Origin of the sequence: Streptomyces sp. NPDC048411 (assembly GCF_040704695.1) — a bacterium.
Taxonomy (GTDB): domain Bacteria; phylum Actinomycetota; class Actinomycetes; order Streptomycetales; family Streptomycetaceae; genus Streptomyces.
Map to the genome: position 1 here is coordinate 1 of NZ_JBEZKL010000061.1, position 16,660 is coordinate 16,660.

At 68.9% G+C, this 16,660-nt stretch carries 15 protein-coding genes and 2 pseudogenes; 9 read left to right on the top strand and 8 right to left on the bottom strand.

Annotated elements, in window-relative coordinates; translation table 11 throughout:
* The 4 genes and pseudogenes from AB0915_RS21670 to AB0915_RS21685 form a co-directional block, all read right to left on the bottom strand.
* A pseudogene (locus AB0915_RS21670) lies at window positions 1–313 on the bottom strand (ABC transporter permease); the annotation flags it as partial.
* Window positions 310–1,461, bottom strand: coding sequence for an ABC transporter ATP-binding protein (locus AB0915_RS21675; protein WP_366692646.1), 1,152 nt, complete (start codon window positions 1,459–1,461; stop codon window positions 310–312). The gene AB0915_RS21675 and the pseudogene AB0915_RS21670, both read right to left, overlap by 4 nt.
* 55 nt (window positions 1,462–1,516) lie before the next feature.
* On the bottom strand, window positions 1,517–2,767 hold the full coding sequence (locus AB0915_RS21680; RefSeq protein ID WP_366692647.1) for a spermidine/putrescine ABC transporter substrate-binding protein: 1,251 nt from the start codon (window positions 2,765–2,767) through the stop codon (window positions 1,517–1,519).
* A gap of 43 nt (window positions 2,768–2,810) precedes the next feature.
* Window positions 2,811–4,325 carry a gamma-aminobutyraldehyde dehydrogenase gene (locus tag AB0915_RS21685; RefSeq protein ID WP_366692648.1) on the bottom strand — a complete coding sequence of 505 codons (1,515 nt, stop codon included), beginning with the start codon at window positions 4,323–4,325 and terminating at the stop codon, window positions 2,811–2,813.
* A gap of 206 nt (window positions 4,326–4,531) precedes the next feature.
* On the opposite strand from AB0915_RS21685, the gene AB0915_RS21690 reads away from it, so the two are divergent.
* The gene (locus tag AB0915_RS21690; RefSeq protein ID WP_366692649.1) at window positions 4,532–5,092 is read left to right on the top strand and encodes an NADAR family protein; all 561 of its coding nucleotides are present in this window, start codon (window positions 4,532–4,534) and stop codon (window positions 5,090–5,092) included.
* Between the two features lie 73 nt (window positions 5,093–5,165).
* On the opposite strand, the gene AB0915_RS21695 is transcribed toward AB0915_RS21690, so the two are convergent.
* The gene (locus AB0915_RS21695) at window positions 5,166–5,894 is read right to left on the bottom strand and encodes a DUF4190 domain-containing protein (RefSeq protein WP_366692650.1); all 729 of its coding nucleotides are present in this window, start codon (window positions 5,892–5,894) and stop codon (window positions 5,166–5,168) included.
* A gap of 115 nt (window positions 5,895–6,009) precedes the next feature.
* On the opposite strand from AB0915_RS21695, the gene AB0915_RS21700 reads away from it, so the two are divergent.
* The 4 genes and pseudogenes from AB0915_RS21700 to AB0915_RS21715 form a co-directional block, all read left to right on the top strand.
* The gene (locus AB0915_RS21700) at window positions 6,010–7,062 is read left to right on the top strand and encodes an adenosine deaminase (protein ID WP_366692651.1); all 1,053 of its coding nucleotides are present in this window, start codon (window positions 6,010–6,012) and stop codon (window positions 7,060–7,062) included.
* 23 nt (window positions 7,063–7,085) lie between these two features.
* Window positions 7,086–7,790 (top strand): glycerophosphodiester phosphodiesterase, encoded by a 705-nt coding sequence (locus AB0915_RS21705; protein ID WP_366692652.1) that lies wholly within the window; start codon window positions 7,086–7,088, stop codon window positions 7,788–7,790.
* A gap of 13 nt (window positions 7,791–7,803) precedes the next feature.
* A complete protein-coding gene (locus AB0915_RS21710) occupies window positions 7,804–8,076 on the top strand; it encodes an SAM-dependent methyltransferase (protein WP_366692653.1) in 273 nt (90 codons plus the stop codon).
* A gap of 4 nt (window positions 8,077–8,080) precedes the next feature.
* Window positions 8,081–9,015 (top strand): annotated as a pseudogene (locus tag AB0915_RS21715) (histidine kinase); the annotation flags it as partial.
* A 28-nt stretch (window positions 9,016–9,043) separates the two neighbouring features.
* On the opposite strand, the gene AB0915_RS21720 reads toward AB0915_RS21715, so the two are convergent.
* From AB0915_RS21720 to AB0915_RS21730, 3 genes are all read right to left on the bottom strand, one after another.
* Complete coding sequence (locus AB0915_RS21720; protein ID WP_366692654.1) at window positions 9,044–9,589, bottom strand: hypothetical protein; 546 nt, start codon at window positions 9,587–9,589, stop codon at window positions 9,044–9,046.
* A 54-nt stretch (window positions 9,590–9,643) separates the two neighbouring features.
* A complete protein-coding gene (locus AB0915_RS21725; protein ID WP_366692675.1) occupies window positions 9,644–10,807 on the bottom strand; it encodes an extracellular solute-binding protein in 1,164 nt (387 codons plus the stop codon).
* A gap of 182 nt (window positions 10,808–10,989) precedes the next feature.
* A complete protein-coding gene (locus AB0915_RS21730; protein WP_366692655.1) occupies window positions 10,990–12,429 on the bottom strand; it encodes a gamma-aminobutyraldehyde dehydrogenase in 1,440 nt (479 codons plus the stop codon).
* Between the two features lie 178 nt (window positions 12,430–12,607).
* On the opposite strand from AB0915_RS21730, the gene AB0915_RS21735 reads away from it, so the two are divergent.
* The 4 genes from AB0915_RS21735 to AB0915_RS21750 all read left to right on the top strand — a co-directional run bounded on the left by AB0915_RS21735 (window position 12,608) and on the right by AB0915_RS21750 (window position 16,645).
* Entirely contained in the window at window positions 12,608–13,099 is a 492-nt protein-coding gene (locus tag AB0915_RS21735; RefSeq protein WP_030928325.1) for an Lrp/AsnC family transcriptional regulator, read from the top strand.
* Entirely contained in the window at window positions 13,084–14,463 is a 1,380-nt protein-coding gene (locus AB0915_RS21740; protein ID WP_359106164.1) for an aspartate aminotransferase family protein, read from the top strand. Before AB0915_RS21735 ends, AB0915_RS21740 begins: the two co-directional genes overlap by 16 nt.
* 278 nt (window positions 14,464–14,741) lie before the next feature.
* Window positions 14,742–15,479 (top strand): ATP-binding cassette domain-containing protein, encoded by a 738-nt coding sequence (locus AB0915_RS21745; RefSeq protein WP_366692656.1) that lies wholly within the window; start codon window positions 14,742–14,744, stop codon window positions 15,477–15,479.
* A complete protein-coding gene (locus tag AB0915_RS21750) occupies window positions 15,461–16,645 on the top strand; it encodes a hypothetical protein (protein ID WP_366692657.1) in 1,185 nt (394 codons plus the stop codon). Before AB0915_RS21745 ends, AB0915_RS21750 begins: the two co-directional genes overlap by 19 nt.
* Window positions 16,646–16,660: the final 15 nt, after the last annotated feature.

A 16,660-nucleotide genomic window follows, 5' to 3' on the forward strand; every position in this document is an offset into this window, starting at 1 on the left:
AGCCGAGCAGCAGGCACAGGATTGTCGCGGTGCCCGCGTACAGCAGGGACCGGATGAACTGCGGGTAGTACTCGGACAGCGCGTCCCAGTAGGTCTGGAAGTGCCAGGTGACCTCGAACCCCTTCTCCAGGGATCCGGTCTGTACGGAGGTCGACGCCTGGTAGACCATCGGCAGCGCAAAGAAGACGATGAGCCACAGGATGCCGGGAAGCAGCAGCCAGTACGGGACGAGCCGCTTGCGGGTGGAGGCCTTGCGTACAGGGAGTTCGGCGGGGTCTGTGGGCGGCGCGGGCGGCGCTTCGGTGACGGTCACGTCGCGTCCTCCACCGTCTCCACGCCCGCGTCGATGTCCTGGGCCGCGTCGAGGCCGAAGGTGTGCGCGGGGTTCCAGTGCAGGACGACTTCGGCTCCCGGGGTGAGCCGGGTGTCGCGCTCGATGTTCTGCTCGTACACCTGAAGCGCCTTGCCGGCCGGGCTCTCCACCAGGTACTGCGTGGAGACACCGATGAAGCTGGAGTCGGTGATCCGGCCGGTGACCCGGTTGCGTCCGGCGGCTATGGAGTCCGCGTCGTCGGCGTGGGCGAGGGAGATCTTCTCCGGACGGACGCCGAGCAGCAGCCTGCCGCCACGGGCGGTCGGGGCCTGGCACCGCCCGGCGGGCAGCCGCAGCGTCATGCCGCCCGCACCGACCAGGATGTCCTCGCCGGCCTCGGTGATCTCACCCTCGATGAGGTTGGAGGTGCCCAGGAAGTTGGCGACGAACGTCGTCTTCGGATTCTCGTACAGATCGGCCGGGGCGCCGAGCTGTTCGACGCGGCCCGCGTTCATCACCGCGACGGTGTCGGCCATGGTCATGGCCTCCTCCTGGTCGTGGGTGACGTGGATGAACGTGATGCCGACCTCGGTCTGGATGCGCTTGAGCTCCAGCTGCATCTGGCGGCGCAGCTTGAGGTCGAGGGCGCCGAGCGGCTCGTCGAGCAGGAGCACCTGCGGGTGGTTGATCAGGGCGCGGGCGACGGCGACGCGCTGCTGCTGGCCGCCGGAGAGCTGGTGCGGTTTGCGCTTCGCGAAGTCGCCGAGCTGGACGAGGTCCAGCATGTCGTCGACCTGCTTCTTGACCGACTTGATGCCGCGCCGGCGCAGACCGAAGGCGACGTTCTCGCTGATGTCGAGGTGCGGGAAGAGCGCGTAGCTCTGGAAGACGGTGTTGACGGGCCGCTTGTACGGAGGGAGGTCGGTGATGTCCCGGCCGCCCAGCGAGATGGTGCCGGTCGTGGCCTCCTCCAGCCCCGCGATCATCCGCAGGGTGGTGGTCTTGCCGCAGCCGGACGCCCCGAGCAGGGCGAAGAAGGAGCCCTGCGGAACGGTCAGATCGAGCGGCTGGACGGCTTTGAAGGAACCGTACGACTTGCTGATCCCGGTGAGGCGGACGTCGCCGCCTTCTGTCTGCTGCTGTGTCATGGGTCGCAGTCCCAGTGGTGTCAGGGGAAGGTCGGGGGAAGGAAAGGCGGGTCGGTCAGGCGCCGATGAGCTTGGCGAACTTCTCTTCGTACGCCGTCTCTTCCTTGGAGGTCAGCGAACGGAAGGCGTGCGACCGGGCCGCCATCTCCTTGTCGGGAAGGATCAGGACGTTGTCGGCCATCGCCTGGTCGATCTTCGCCAGTTCGTCGCGGACTCCGTCGACCGGACAGACGAAGTTGATGTACGCGGCGAGCTTGGCGGCGACCGACGGTTCGTAGTAGTAATCGATGAGCTTCTCGGCGTTGGTCTTGTGCCGGGCCTTCACCGGGACGAGCAGGTTGTCGCTGGAAATGATGTAACCCGCGGCCGGGATTGCGTACTTGATGTCCGGGTTTCCGGCCTGGAGCTGGATGATGTCGCCCGCCCAGGCGACGCAGGCGGCGATGTCGCCCTTGTCGAGGTCGGCCGTGTAGTCGTTGCCGGTGAAGCGCCGGATCTGGTTCTTGTCGACGCCCTTCTGGAGCCGGCCGATCGCGGCGTCGTAGTCGGCGTCGGTGAAGGTGCCGGGGTCCTTGCCCATGTCGAGCAGGGTCATGCCGATGGAGTCGCGCATCTCCGAGAGGAAGCTGACCCGTCCCTTGAGCTTCGGGTCGTCGAGCAGCTGGCTGACGGAATCGACCTTGCGGCCCCCGGTCGCCTTGGAGTTGTAGGCGATGACGGTGGGAATACCCGCCCACGGGTACGAGTAGGCGCGACCGGGGTCCCAGTCCGGGGAGCGGAACTGGGCCGAGAGGTTGGCGTAGGCGTGCGGCAGGTTCGACGCGTCGAGCTTCTGCGCCCAGCCGAGGCGGACGATGCGTGCGGCCAGCCAGTCGGTGACGTTGATGATGTCGCGGCCGGTGTCCTGGCCGGCCGCGAGCTGCGGCTTGATCTTGCCGAAGAACTCGACGTTGTCGTTGATGTCCTCGGTGTACTTGACCTGGATCCCGGTGCGCTTCGTGAACGCCTCCAGGGTGGGCCGGTGCTTGCCGTCGTCGGTGACGTCCATGTACTCGGTCCAGTTGGAGAAGTTGACCTGCTTCTCCTTGGCCGAGTGGTCGTCGGAGGCCGCCGCTGCGTCCCCCTCCCGCTGCGCGGGCGGGATGCCGCACGCGCTCAGCGTGCCCAGGCCGCCGAGCGCGAGCGCGCCCATGCCGGAGGCGCGCAGCAACGAACGACGGGTGAGGGCACCCCTGCCACTGGTAAGACTGCGCCGCATCGCGGCCAGTTGGGCCGCGGAGAGGTGCTCCGGCTCGTACTGCTCCATGCGCGTTGCCCTTTCGGGTGGGTGTGGCCGTTGTCCGGCCTGGCTATCGGTCCCCGAAGATCGTGCGGTGCCAATCCTTCCGGGCGACCGCGGTGTTGTCGTACATCACGTGCTTGACCTGTGTGTACTCCTCGAACGAGTACACCGACATGTCCTTGCCGAAGCCGCTGGCCTTGTATCCGCCGTGCGGCATCTCGCTGATGATCGGGATGTGGTCGTTGATCCAGACGCAGCCCGCCTTGATCTCGCGGGTGGCACGGCCCGCCCGGTACAGGTCGCGGCTCCAGGCGGAGGCGGCGAGTCCGTACGGGGTGTCGTTGGCGAGGGCGATGCCCTCGTCGTCGGTGTCGAAGGGCAGCACGACCAGGACCGGGCCGAAGATCTCCGACTGGACGATCTCGCTGTCCTGGGCGGCGCCCGCGACGAGCGTCGGCCGGTAGTAGGCACCGTCCGCCAGGTCGCCGCCGGGGGCCTCACCGCCGGTGACGACGGTGGCGTACGCACGGGCGCGCTCGACGAAGCCGGCGACCCGGTCGCGCTGGGCGTGGCTGATCAGCGGGCCGAGGTCGGTCGACGGGTCGAAGGGGTCGCCGAGCCGGACGGTCTCCATCAGCTCGGCGACGCCCTGCACGAAGGCGTCGTAGAGCGGCCGCTGGACGTAGGCGCGGGTGGCGGCGGTGCAGTCCTGGCCGGTGTTGATGAGCGCTCCGGCGACCGCACCGTTGACCGCGGCCTCCAGGTCGGCGTCGTCGAAGACCAGGAAGGGGGCCTTGCCGCCGAGTTCGAGGTGGAGGCGCTTGACGGTGGCGGTGGCGATCTCCGCGACCCGCTTGCCGACGGCGGTGGAGCCGGTGAAGGAGGTCATCACGACGTCCGGGTGGCCGACGAGATGTTCGCCCGCGTCCTTGCCCGCGCCGGTGACGATGTTGATCACACCGTCCGGGATGCCTGCCTCGGTGGCCGCCTGGGCGAACATCAGCGAGGTCAGCGGGGTGATCTCGGCGGGCTTCAGCACGATCGTGTTGCCCGCCGCGACCGCCGGGAGGATCTTCCAGGCGGCCATCTGGAGCGGGTAGTTCCAGGGGGCGATCGAGCCGACGACGCCGATGGCCTCACGGCGTACGTACGAGGTGTGGTCGCCGTCGTACTCCCCGGCGGCCTTGCCCTCCAGGTGGCGGGCGGCGCCCGCGAAGAAGGAGGTGTTGTCGACGGTTCCGGGCACGTCGAACTCGGTGGAGAGCTTGATGGGCTTGCCGCACTGGAGCGACTCGGCGTACGCGAAGTCGTCGGCCTGCTCCGCGAGGACGGCGGCGAACCGGTGCATCGCCTCGGACCGCTCGGCCGGGGTGGCACCCGACCAGCCGGGGAACGCCTCGCGGGCGGCCGCGACAGCCGCGTCGACATCGGCGGTGCCCGCCAGTTCGTAGGTGTAGACGATCTCGCCCGTAGCCGGGTTCACGACGTCGTGGCTGCGTCCCGATGTGCCGGAGCGCAGCTTTCCGCCGATGTACTGTGCGCCGGCCGCGAAGCGGTCCCGCACGTGGAAGCCGTTACCCATGACGCTCTCCTCCGCCGCTGTCTCCGTAAACCGGGGCGGCGTAGCTTCTGCTCGATTTGAGTGCCGATCCTGACAGAGTAGGTTGATCCCAACAAGTGATTCCGTTGTTGCCTTTTGGTTACGCGACGAAATCTGTCGACCATGTGTCGCGTCGCGGCGGAAATCCACGTACGGAGTGTCAGTGGCGGATGCCACACTCGCATGTCATGGAACACCTGAGCGAGCTCGTGGCGCGAACCCGTCGCGGTGAGAAGGTGAAGTACCTGCCGTTCTGGGGGCACCGCCCTCGGCCGGACGGGCGGATCGGCGCGAGCTGCCTCAGCCAGTGGTGGCCTTCACCGTTCACGGTCGACGGGGTGACGTACGCGTCGGCCGAGCACTGGATGATGGCCGGCAAGGCGCGGCTCTTCGGCGACGCGGAAACAGAGCACCGTGCGCTGTCCGCGAGCAGCCCCGCGGCGGCAAAGAAGGCGGGCCGGCTGGTCCGCGCCTTCGACGACACGGTGTGGGAGCGGGAGCGGTTCGCCCTGGTGGTGGCCGGCAGTGTCCACAAGTTCGGCCAGGACGCCGGGCTGCGCGCGTTCCTGCTGAACACCGGGGACCGGGTGCTGGTCGAGGCGAGCCCCCTGGACAGGATCTGGGGCATCGGACTGGCGGCGGACGACCCGCGAGCGGAGGATCCGGCGCGCTGGCGGGGGCTGAATCTGCTGGGGTTCGCCCTCATGGAGGCGCGAACACGGCTGCGCGCCGTGCCCGACGCGATATGAAAAGGCCCGCGGGGCGGTCGGGGTTCTCCCCACCGCCCCGCGGGCCTTGCTCTGTGCGGCGGCATTCCTGCCTCTATCGCGTGCCGTCCACGACCAGGGACGTTCCGTACGTGTCGTCGTTGGGGTAGCTGTCGACGTTGTTGAAGTCCTGGGTCACGCCCCAGATCAGGAAGCCCAGGAACGCTCCGCTGATCACGATGCCGAGCGAGCCCAGGATGATGCCGGCCAGCGCGACGCCGCCGTTGTTCGCCTCACCCCGGTTGACCCGGCCACGGCCTATGAGACCGAAGATCAGCGCGAGGACGCCGAGGACGACCCCGAGCCCCCACATGCAGAAGCCGACCACAGCGATGATGCCGAGCACCATCGACGCGACACCGAGCCCGTTCGCGGGCGCCGGTCCGCCCCAGGCCGCCTGGCCGTAGCCGGGGTATCCCGGATAACCGCCGTACTGCGGAACGGGTGCGGCCGGGTATCCGTACGGTCCTGCCGGAGGGACCTGCTGCCCGGGACCGTTCGGCGCGATCGGCGGCGGCGGTACGTTCCCGGGCCCCGGTCCCGCTCCGGGCAGGGGGCCGGTCCCCGGTGGGGCGAAGGGGCCGGTCCCCGGTGCGGCGCCGAACCCCGCCGTGGGCGCCGGTCCCGTTCCTGCGGCTGGCATCGAGGTGACCGTCTGCTGGTCGTACACAGCGGGCGGGCGCGGGTCACCGGTCTGCTTCTCCAACGGCACCCTGTTGTCCGGCGGAGCCCACGGATCGCGTGGCGCAGCCCCGTCCGCGGGCTGCTCTGTGTTCTCTGACATGGGCCTCCCCCATCGTGGTCCCGTCATGCTACGGCCCGCCCAGGCAACCGCCGCTCCGGCCTACGATGATCCCCGTCCCACACCGGGCCGTCCCGTGCCCGGACCGCTCCACGTCATGCCCCCGGAGGATCCGATGACCGATCTGCACGCCTTCATCGCGGGGCTGCCCAAGGCCGAACTGCATGTCCACCATGTCGGATCCGCCTCGCCCCGCATCGTCTCCGAACTGGCCGCCCACCACCCGGACTCCAAGGTCCCCACCGACCCGGAGGCGCTGGCCGACTACTTCTCCTTCACCGACTTCGGCCACTTCATCGACGTCTATCTCTCCGTCGTGGACCTGATCCGCACCCCGGAGGACGTCCGGCTGCTGACCTTCGAGGTCGCCCGTGACATGGCCCGCCAGAACATTCGGTACGCGGAACTGACCGTCACCCCGTTCAGCTCGACCCGGCGCGGCATTCCGGAGCAGGGGTTCATGGAGGCGATAGAGGACGCCCGCAAGGCCGCCGAGGCCGAGCTCGGGGTCGTCCTGCGCTGGTGCTTCGACATTCCCGGCGAGGCCGGGCTCGAATCAGCCGAGGAGACCACCCGGCTCGCCGTGGACCTGCGACCCGAGGGGCTCGTCTCGTTCGGGCTCGGCGGTCCGGAGATCGGCGTGCCCCGCCCGCAGTTCAAGCCCTACTTCGACCGGGCGATCGCCGAGGGGCTGCACTCCGTCCCGCACGCCGGGGAGACCACGGGCCCGCAGACGATCTGGGACGCCCTCACCGAACTGCGCGCCGAGCGCATCGGCCACGGCACCAGCGCCACCCAGGACCGCAGGCTCCTCGACCACCTCGCCGAGCACCGGATCGCGCTGGAGGTCTGCCCGACCTCGAACATCGCAACCCGCGCCGTGACCGATCTCGACCTGCACCCGGTCAAGGAGATGGTGGACGCCGGAGTCCTGGTCACCATCAACAGCGACGACCCGCCGATGTTCGGCACCGACCTCAACAACGAGTACGGGGTGGCGGCCCGCCTCCTCGGTCTGGACGAGCAGGGTCTTGCCGCGCTCGCGAAGAACGCGGTGGAGGCCTCGTACCTCGACCCGGCCGGCAAGCGGACGCTGGCCGCCGAGATCGACACGTACACGTCGGACTGGCTGCAGCGAACCGGCCGGTGACCGCCGGTGGTGACAATGGCCCCATGGCCACCTCTGTCACCGCCGTAGCTCACCGCGGCGATCCGTACCGCGTCCGCGAGAACACCCTCCCCTCGATCCGCTCCGCCATCGAACGGGGGGCGGACGCGGTCGAGATCGATGTCCGGGTCACCCGCGACGGGGTGCCGGTCCTGCTGCACGACGCCACGCTGGAGCGGCTGTGGGGCCACGAGCGCAGACTGGACCGGCTCACCCACCAGGAGCTCACCGAGCTGACCGCGGGCGGTGTGCCCACCCTGCGCGAGGCGCTGCTCGCCGCCGGGGCGCACCGCCTCATGCTCGATCTGCCCGGCTCCACCGACGAGTCGGTACGGAAGACCATCGGCCTGGTCCGCGAGTGCGGGGCAGCGGAGCGTACGTACTACTGCGCGGGCCCGGAGGCCATGCTGCGGGTGCGCGCCGCGGATCCGTCCGCCGAGATCGCCCTCACCTGGACGACACTCGCCCCGCCGCGCTCCGCACTGCTGGACGTGGTGAGGCCGCGCTGGCTGAACTACCGGTTCGGGCTGGTGAACCGGGAGCTGACGGACCGTATCCACCGGGACGGGCTGCTGGTCTCCGCCTGGACGGCCGACACCAAGCGCACGATGCGCCGTCTGATCGGACACGGCGTCGACTCGATCACCACCAACCGGGTCGATGCCCTGCACGGCCTGCTCGCCAACTCCAGGTCCGCTGAGCTTTCTTGATCGATCCGGCATCATGGGTGGCGCCTCACCGTTGGTGAGGGAAACCGGTGCCCGAGGAGCAGATGTGACCGATCCGCACAGCAGCCCCCCTCCCGCCGGAGTCCGTTCCGACATCGAGAACGCCACCCCGCCGATCACCGCCCGCAGCCGCGCCGAGTTCGCCACGTTCCTGGAAGGTCTGGAGCTTGTCGAGCCGGGCATCGTCTCGTGTGCGCGGTGGCGGACCGACCCGGGAACCACGGCGCCGGTGGTCGCCCAGTTCGGCGCCGTCGCCCGGAAGCCCTGACAGCATGCACATGAGAGACCTGGCCCCGAGGGTGCTCGGGGCCAGCCCCCGGACCGTGGACCTCACCGTCGCGCTGCTGGTGCAGGCCGCGGTGACCATGCCGTTCGTCGTCCCGCGTGCCCCGGAACTGCCGGAGGCGACATGGACGGCGTACGGGCTGACCACCTTGACCGTGCTGCCGCTGGTCGCCCGCCGGCGGGCACCGGTCGCGGCCCTGATCGTCGTGCTCCTGGCCGGTGGCCTGTACAAGTTCGCCGTCGACGGTCCGGGCCAGCCGCTCCCGTACACCGGCCTCGTGGCGTTCTACACGGTGGCCGAACTCTCCTCGCCGCTGAAACGGCTCGGGATCACGGTGCTCACGGCTGCGGCGGTGGTGTTCTCGGTCGGCCTCGACAGCAGTGAGATCAGGGAGCTGCTCTTCTCCCTCTTCGTGTTCGCCGCGGCCTACGCGTTCGGCCGGTTCACCGTGACACGCAAGGCCTATCTGCATGCGGTGGAGGACCGGGCCCGGCAGCTGGAGCTGACGCACCGGATCGAGGCCGAGCAGGCGGCGGCGCGCGAACGGACCCGGATCGCACGGGAGATGCACGACATCCTGTCGCACGCGGTGAGCCTCATGATCGTGCAGGCGGAGGCCGGACCGGTCGCGGTGCGTACGGCGCCCGAACGTGCCGAGGCGGCGTTCGACGCGATCTCGGAGACGGGCCGGGACGCCATGGTGCAGCTGCGCCAGATACTCGGCGTGCTGCGCGAGAACGAGAACGCACCGGACGCACCCCGGGAACCTCAGCCCTCACTGGCCGAACTGCCGGCACTGATCGCGCGAGTACACGGCAGCGGCCTGGACATCCCGTACGAGGTCACAGGCTCGACCTGGCCGTCGAGGCCACGGTCCACCGGATCGTGCAGGAGGCCCTGACGAACGTCGTCAAACACGCCGCCTTCGGTGCCCCGTCGGCCCAGTGACTCAGACCGTCGCCGCGGACGCCGGCCCGGCCACCGGGTCCGGCGTCCGCCCCAGCGCTTCCAGCCGCTTGATCATCCGCCGGACGACGAGCAGCGGAAGAACCCCGAAGACGCCGAACGACATGTCGATGACCGACCACCAGAACGGAATGTCCCGGATCGGTCCGCAGATCAGCGCGAGCGGAATGATCCCGGCGCAGGCAATCATGCCGAACTCGACGACCCAGATGTTGCGGACCGGGTCGCGGTAGGGACCGTAGAACGCGACCGCGATGACGAGATGCGCGAAAGCCAGCCAGTCGGTGCCGTACAGCACGAACGGGTACGTCGCGTCGGCCTCGTCGAGGCCGGTCCGGACCCGGGTGATCCACTCCATGAGGGCCGGGAAGTGTTCGGGCACGGGAGAGGCCGAGGACCTCAGCAGATCCTCGGCCCAGTGGAGTTCATGGACGAGCGGGAAGGCGGTCAGCCCGCTCAGTACCAGACAGACGATAAAGACGACCAACCACACGCGTGTGCGCCTCAGCAGGGCTCTTCGCTCGCTCATGTCCGCAGCGTACGCCCGTGTTTACGCGCCTTTTACGCCACCCCGGGACCGGTTTCACAACCCGACGATGGAGTTCCACTTCTTCGCCATCTCGGTGCGCTCCTCGGACGTGATGTCGCGGGCGATCGCCAGCCGTCTGCGCATCGCGTCGTCGGGGAAGATGAGCGGATTCTCGGCGAGCGCCGCGGTCTCCTCGTCCTTCGAGGAGGCCAGCACCTCGCGGGCGGCCGGGACGGGGCAGACGTAGTTGACCCAGGTCGCGAGCTCCGCGGCGACCTCCGGCTCGTAGTAGTAGTCGATCAGCTTCTCCGCATTGCGCTTGTGCCGGGCGAGGTTGGGGATCACGAGCGACTCCGCCCAGAGCTCGCCTCCTTCCTCCGGCACCACGAACTCGATCTCCGGGTTGTCCGCCTTCAGCTGGATGACATCTCCCGAATACGCCTGGCAGGCGAGCACATCACCGGTCGAGAGGTCCTTGATGTAGTCGTTCCCGGTGAAGCGGCGGATGTGCCTCTTCTTCACCAGCTTCTCCACCTGGTCGCACATCGTGTGGAAGTCGTCCAGCGTCCACCGGGCGATGTCGACGCCGTTGCCCTGCATCAGCAGGGCGATGGACTCGTCGAGCCCGGACAGCAGCGTCACCTTGCCCCGCAGGTCGTCCGCCCACAGATCACTCATGTGCCGGACCTCGCGGCCGAGCTTCTTGCGGTTGTACGCGATGCCGGTGATCCCGGACTGCCAGGGAACGCTGTGCGTCCGCCCCTTATCGAAGGCGGGGGAACGCAGCTGCGGGTCCAGGTACTTGGCAACATTGGGCTGCTTGGCCCGGTCCATCTCCTGCACCCAGCCGAGCCGTACGAACCGGGCGACCAACCAGTCGCTGATGACGAGCACGTCCCGGCCGGTCTGCTGATGGTTCATCAGCGCCGGGCTGATCTTCCCGAAGAACTCGTCGTTGTCGTTGATCTCCTCGGTGTACGTGACGGAGATCCCGGTGCGCTCGGTGAAGGCGTCGAGGGTGGGCCGCTTCGACTGGTCCTTGTCGTCGGTGTCGATGTACAGCGGCCAGTTGGAGAAATGCAGCGTGTGGTCGCCGCCGGAGTAGTCGTGTCCGGCGCGGTCGCCAGGCTGCACGTAGGCGGCGGGCACTCCGCAGCCGGCCAGCGTGACACCGGCCGCTCCCGCCCCGAAGGCGCGCAGCAGGGACCGACGGGACATGGGGTTGTTCGGGATCGCTCGCACCTGCGCAGGATGCCCGGCCGGGAACACGGCGGACAATGGACCAACCGTCCAGCAGAGCGGGCCTCTCCCGCACACCCTGTCGATGCGCCGTCAGGCGGCGGACACGGGAACGGCCCCTCGAAGTGGCACATTCGAGGGGCCGTCACCACTGCGGGGTGTCAGTCGTCGAGCGAGGTCATCACGTGCTTGATGCGCGTGTAGTCCTCGAAGCCGTACGCGGAGAGGTCCTTGCCGTAGCCGGACTTCTTGAATCCGCCGTGCGGCATCTCGGCGACGAGCGGGATGTGGGTGTTGATCCACACACAGCCGAAGTCGAGGTTCTTGGACATGCGCATCGCGCGGGCGTGGTCCTTGGTCCACACCGAGGAGGCGAGAGCGTACTCGACGCCGTTCGCGTACTCCACGGCCTGATCCTCGTCGGTGAACGACTGGACCGTGATCACGGGTCCGAAGACCTCGTTCTGGATGATCTCGTCGTCCTGCCGCAGACCGGAGACGACGGTCGGGGCGTAGAAGTAGCCCTTCTCGCCGACCCGGTGGCCGCCCGCCTCGACCTTGGCGTGCGTGGGCAGCCGGTCGATGAACCCGCTGACCTGCTTCAGCTGGTTGGCGTTGTTGAGCGGACCGTAGAGCACGTCCTCGTCGTCCGGCTGCCCGGTCTTCGTGTCGGCGGCGGCCTTGGCGAGCGCGGTGACGAACTCGTCGTGGATCGACTCGTGGACGAGGACGCGGGTCGCGGCCGTACAGTCCTGACCCGCGTTGAAGAAGCCCGCGACGGAGATGCCCTCGACGGCCTTGGCGATGTCGGAGTCCTCGAAGACGACGACGGGCGCCTTGCCGCCGAGCTCCAGGTGAACGCGCTTGACGTCCTTGGCGGCGGACTCGGCGACCTGCATGCCGGCCCGTACCGAACCGGTGATGGAGGCCATCGCCGGGGTCCGGTGCTCGACCATCGCGCGGCCGGTCTCGCGGTCGCCGCAGAGGACGTTGAAGACGCCCTTGGGCAGGATGTCGCCGATGATCTCGGCGATCAGCACGGTCGACGCCGGGGTGGTGTCGGACGGCTTGATGACGACGGTGTTGCCCGCGGCGAGCGCCGGGGCGAACTTCCATACGGCCATCATCATCGGGTAGTTCCACGGCGCGACCTGGGCGCAGACGCCGACCGGCTCGCGGCGGATGATGGAGGTCATCCCCTCCATGTACTCGCCGGCCGAGCGGCCTTCGAGCATCCGCGCCGCGCCCGCGAAGAAGCGGATCTGGTCCACCATCGGCGGGATCTCTTCGGTGCGGGTGAGCTCGATCGGCTTGCCGGTGTTCTCGGACTCGGCGGCGATCAGCTCCTCCGCCCGCGCCTCGAACGCGTCCGCGATCTTCAGCAGGGCCTTCTGGCGCTCGGCGGGCGTGGTGTCGCGCCAGGCGGGGAAGGCCGCCGCGGCTGCATCCATGGCGGCATCGACATCGGCCTGGCCGGAGAGCGGAGAGGTTGCGTAGACCTCTTCCGTCGCCGGGTTGACCACGTCGATGGTCCGCCCGTCCGCGGCGTCCCGGAACTCCCCGTTGATGTAGTTGCGCAGACGGCGCACCTCGGTGGTCACAACCACCCCTCCTGTCGACACGTCCAATGAGTGAGACGTCCAGCCTAGTCGCAGAGGTAACGCTTTCGACATACCCACCCACCGAGAACTTCGGATTCAGTGAGATCTGGACCCTCAGACAACGAATTTCATCGATTGAGGGTTGCAAGACAGACGAGTCTCGGTGCACAGTGGATGCGTGGCCAGTCGCAGCGCAGACTCCAGGACCGGGAACGGATCGTCACCAGCGGTCGATGCCGTCTCCCTCGCAATCATCGAGCAGCTCCAGGAGGACGGGCGTCGTCCGTACGCCGCGATCGGCAAGGCCGTCGGCCTCTCCGAGGCGGCCGTGCGGCAGCGCGTCCAGAAGCTGCTCGATCAGGGCGTGATGCAGATCGTCGCCGTCACGGACCCGCTCACCGTGGGGTTCCGGCGGCAGGCGATGGTCGGCATCAACGTCGAAGGCGACCTCGATCCCGTCGCGGAAGCGCTGTCGGCCATGGCCGAGTGCGAGTACGTGGTGATGACCGCGGGCTCCTTCGACCTGATGGTGGAGATCGTCTGCGAGGACGACGACCACCTGCTGGAAACGATCAACAAACGCATCCGGGCCATCCCCGGCGTGCGCTCCACCGAGAGTTTCGTCTACCTGAAGCTCAAGAAGCAGACCTATATGTGGGGAACCCGATAGCCGTGAGCAAGGACCTCAGCCGAACCGCGTACGACCACCTGTGGATGCACTTCACCCGCATGTCGGACTACGAGAACGCGCCCGTTCCCACCATCGTGCGTGGCGAGGGCACCTACATCTATGACGACCAGGGCAAGCGCTACCTCGACGGCCTGTCCGGCCTGTTCGTGGTCAACGCCGGTCACGGCCGTCACGAGCTCGCCGAAGCTGCCTACAAGCAGGGCCAGGAGCTGGCCTTCTTCCCGGTGTGGTCCTACGCCCACCCGAAGGCCGTCGAACTGGCCGAGCGGCTCGCCGACTACGCGCCGGGCGACCTCAACAAGGTCTTCTTCACCACCGGCGGCGGCGAGGCCGTCGAGACCGCCTGGAAGCTTGCCAAGCAGTACTTCAAGCTCAAGGGCAAGCCGACCAAGTACAAGGTCATCTCGCGTGCGGTCGCCTACCACGGCACCCCGCAGGGCGCCCTGTCCATCACCGGCCTGCCGGCCCTGAAGGCCCCCTTCGAGCCGCTGGTCCCCGGCGCGCACAAGGTGCCGAACACCAACATCTACCGTGCCCCGATCCACGGCGACGACCCGGAGGCCTTCGGCCGCTGGGCCGCCGACCAGATCGAACAGGAGATCCTCTTCGAGGGACCGGAGACGGTCGCCGCGGTCTTCCTGGAGCCGGTACAGAACGCCGGTGGCTGCTTCCCGCCGCCGCCCGGGTACTTCCAGCGGGTCCGCGAGATCTGTGACAAGTACGACGTGCTGCTCGTCTCCGACGAGGTCATCTGCGCCTTCGGCCGCCTCGGCACGATGTTCGCCTGCGACAAGTTCGGCTACGTGCCGGACATGATCACCTGCGCCAAGGGCATGACGTCGGGCTACTCCCCGATCGGCGCCTGCATCGTCTCGGACCGCATCGCCGAGCCGTTCTACGAGGGCGGCAACACCTTCCTGCACGGCTACACCTTCGGCGGCCACCCGGTCTCCGCGGCGGTCGGCCTCGCCAACCTCGACATCTTCGAGCGCGAGGGTCTCAACCAGCACGTCCTGGACAACGAGAACGCGTTCCTCACGACGCTGCAGAAGCTGCACGACCTGCCGATCGTCGGCGACGTCCGCGGCAACGGCTTCTTCTACGGCATCGAGCTGGTGAAGGACAAGGCCACCAAGGAGACGTTCACCGACGAGGAGACCGAGCGCGTTCTCTACGGCTTCCTCTCCAAGGCGCTGTACGACAACGGTCTGTACTGCCGGGCCGACGACCGCGGCGACCCGGTCGTCCAGCTCGCGCCGCCGCTGATCTCCGACCAGTCGACGTTCGACGAGATCGAGGGCATCCTCCGGAGCGTCCTGACGGAGGCCTGGACGAAGCTCTGAGAGGGACGGTGACCCGGGCCGCGGGTCGATCGGCTGATCGACCACGGATCGATTGACCGATTGACCCCGGCCCGATCACCCGCCGACCGCATTCCAGCGGTCATTTCATACGGTCACACGGCCCGGATGCGCCCATTCGAGTGGGAAGAAGCGCACCCGGGCCGCGTGCTGTGCGCACACCACGGTCCGAATCCTTACGGTGCCGAGTGACCGATCGGCCTCCTCTTCGTTCCCCCGTACGGGGGACGGGAAATCTGATCTGAACCGAGGTGTACGCCATGGTGGCCCCGCCGGACAACGACGTGATCTGGGCACGTTCCCTGCACCACTCCCACAACGGCTCACCCGCGCTCGGCGGGATCTCCCTGGAGGTCCACGACGGCGAGATCCTCGCCGTGACCGGCCCGCGAGGCAGCGGCAAGACGACTCTGCTGCACTGCCTCTCCGGCCAACTGGTGCCTCAGCAGGGCGAGGTGTGGTTCAACAGCGTCCCGGTCCACACCATGGGTCCGCGGCTGCGCGAGCGGCTGCGCCGTGACCGGTTCGGCTGGATCGCACCCGATCCTCAGCTCGTACCGGAGCTGAACACCTGGGAGAACGCAGCGCTCCCCCTGCTGCTGCGCGGCACCTCGCACCGGGCCGCGAAGAAGGCCGCCATGGAGTGGCTGGAGCGGCTCGACATCGGCATGTGCGCCAAGCAGCGGCCACACATGCTGCTCCAGGGGCAGCGCCAGCGGATCGCCGTCGCCCGCGCGCTGGCCGGCTCACCCACGGTGATCTTCGCCGACGAGCCGACCGCGACGCTGCACCGCACGGACCGCACCCACGTGCTGCGGACACTGACGAGCGCGGCCCGCTCGCACGGCATCACGGTCGTGCTCGCCACCCATGACGTGGAGGTCGCCTCGCTGGCAGACCGCACGGTCCCGCTGCTGGACGGCCGCCGCGTCGCCACCGTCGCCCTGCCCGCGGTGTCCGACACGGAAGGCCGCGCGGCGTGCTCGCTCTCCGTCTAGCCCGCGGTACCCATCCGCTGGTTCTGGTGCGGCGGCTGCTGGTCGCGGCCGCCTCAGCCGGGGTCGGCTTCCTGCTGCTGTGCACCCTGGCCTACGCGTCGACGCATCCGGCCTACTCGACCGCCTCGGTGCTGCGGCTGCTGTGGTGCTTCGTGCCGCTGGCCGCCACCGTGCAGTTCGCGGTCGCGGTGGCCCGTACGGACCCGAGCACCCGTCCGCGTCCGGGGCTGTCCGCCGTCGGTCTGGGGCCGGTCCGGCTCGGCGTGCTGGCCGCGGTCTCCACCGCCATGTCCTGCACCCTCGGGTCGATGGTGGCGCTGCTTTTCTTCGTGCATCTGCGCGGCGATCTGACCGGGCTGCCGTTCGACGGTGCGGCGGCCGAACCCCTGGGCGCAGGAGCCCCGTTGCCGGTGGCCGCGACCCTTGTTCTGCTGACGCTGGTGCCGGTGGCCGCGGCGGCGGCGAGCGCGTTGGCGCTGCGCACCCGGCCGCTTCAGGCGGCCGTGCCGGACGACGGCACGCAGGACATCGTGCCGGACGAGCAGATTCCGGCTCCGGCGGCTCCTCCGACCGGACTGCCGTGGGGCGTGGCGCTGACAGCGGCCGGTCTCGCGGTCGAGGCGTACGCGAGCCGTGATGGCGCGGCCAGCCCGTTCCCCCTGCCGGGAATTCCCGACGGCACCCCGGTGTGGGTGCTGGCGGGGTGGTCGCTGACGGCAATCGGTCTGGCCATGGCGGGTCCCGGCCTGACGCACCTCTGCGGACAGCTGCTGCAGGCGGTGCGTCCAGGAGCCGTACGCCTGCTGGCCGGAAGGGTGCTGATGGACGAGGCGCGCCGGATCGGCCGGCCGCTGGGTGTGGTCTGCGCGGTGCTCTCCGCGGTGATCGCGGCGTTCGCGCTGTACGGGACGGGTCCGCATCCCTTCGGCCCGCTCGCCGCGCTCGGCGCCGTACTCGTACTGGGCTGCACGACGGCGACGCTGCTGACCTCCGCCCTGGAGGCGAAGCAAGCCCGCGCCCACCTGGCTCAGACGCTGCTGCGGCTCGGTGCGCCGGCCTCGGCGCTGCGGGCAGCGACGACCCTGCGGGTCGGCATTCTGCTGGTCGTATTCGCCCCGATCACCTGGGCGATCGCCGAATTGGCCGCGCTGCCGCTGACCAGCTGAGGGCTGTCGGCAGAC

Coding starts and splice junctions, on each gene's coding strand:
- AB0915_RS21705 (WP_366692652.1), top strand. CDS start 7,086: ATGGCCACCTCTGTCACCGCCGTAGCTCACCGCGGCGATCCGTACCGC.
- AB0915_RS21700 (WP_366692651.1), top strand. CDS start 6,010: ATGCCCCCGGAGGATCCGATGACCGATCTGCACGCCTTCATCGCGGGG.
- AB0915_RS21695 (WP_366692650.1), bottom strand. CDS start 5,894: ATGTCAGAGAACACAGAGCAGCCCGCGGACGGGGCTGCGCCACGCGAT.
- AB0915_RS21745 (WP_366692656.1), top strand. CDS start 14,742: ATGGTGGCCCCGCCGGACAACGACGTGATCTGGGCACGTTCCCTGCAC.
- AB0915_RS21675 (WP_366692646.1), bottom strand. CDS start 1,461: ATGACACAGCAGCAGACAGAAGGCGGCGACGTCCGCCTCACCGGGATC.
- AB0915_RS21720 (WP_366692654.1), bottom strand. CDS start 9,589: ATGAGCGAGCGAAGAGCCCTGCTGAGGCGCACACGCGTGTGGTTGGTC.
- AB0915_RS21680 (WP_366692647.1), bottom strand. CDS start 2,767: ATGGAGCAGTACGAGCCGGAGCACCTCTCCGCGGCCCAACTGGCCGCG.
- AB0915_RS21690 (WP_366692649.1), top strand. CDS start 4,532: ATGGAACACCTGAGCGAGCTCGTGGCGCGAACCCGTCGCGGTGAGAAG.
- AB0915_RS21710 (WP_366692653.1), top strand. CDS start 7,804: ATGGGTGGCGCCTCACCGTTGGTGAGGGAAACCGGTGCCCGAGGAGCA.
- AB0915_RS21685 (WP_366692648.1), bottom strand. CDS start 4,325: ATGGGTAACGGCTTCCACGTGCGGGACCGCTTCGCGGCCGGCGCACAG.
- AB0915_RS21725 (WP_366692675.1), bottom strand. CDS start 10,807: ATGTCCCGTCGGTCCCTGCTGCGCGCCTTCGGGGCGGGAGCGGCCGGT.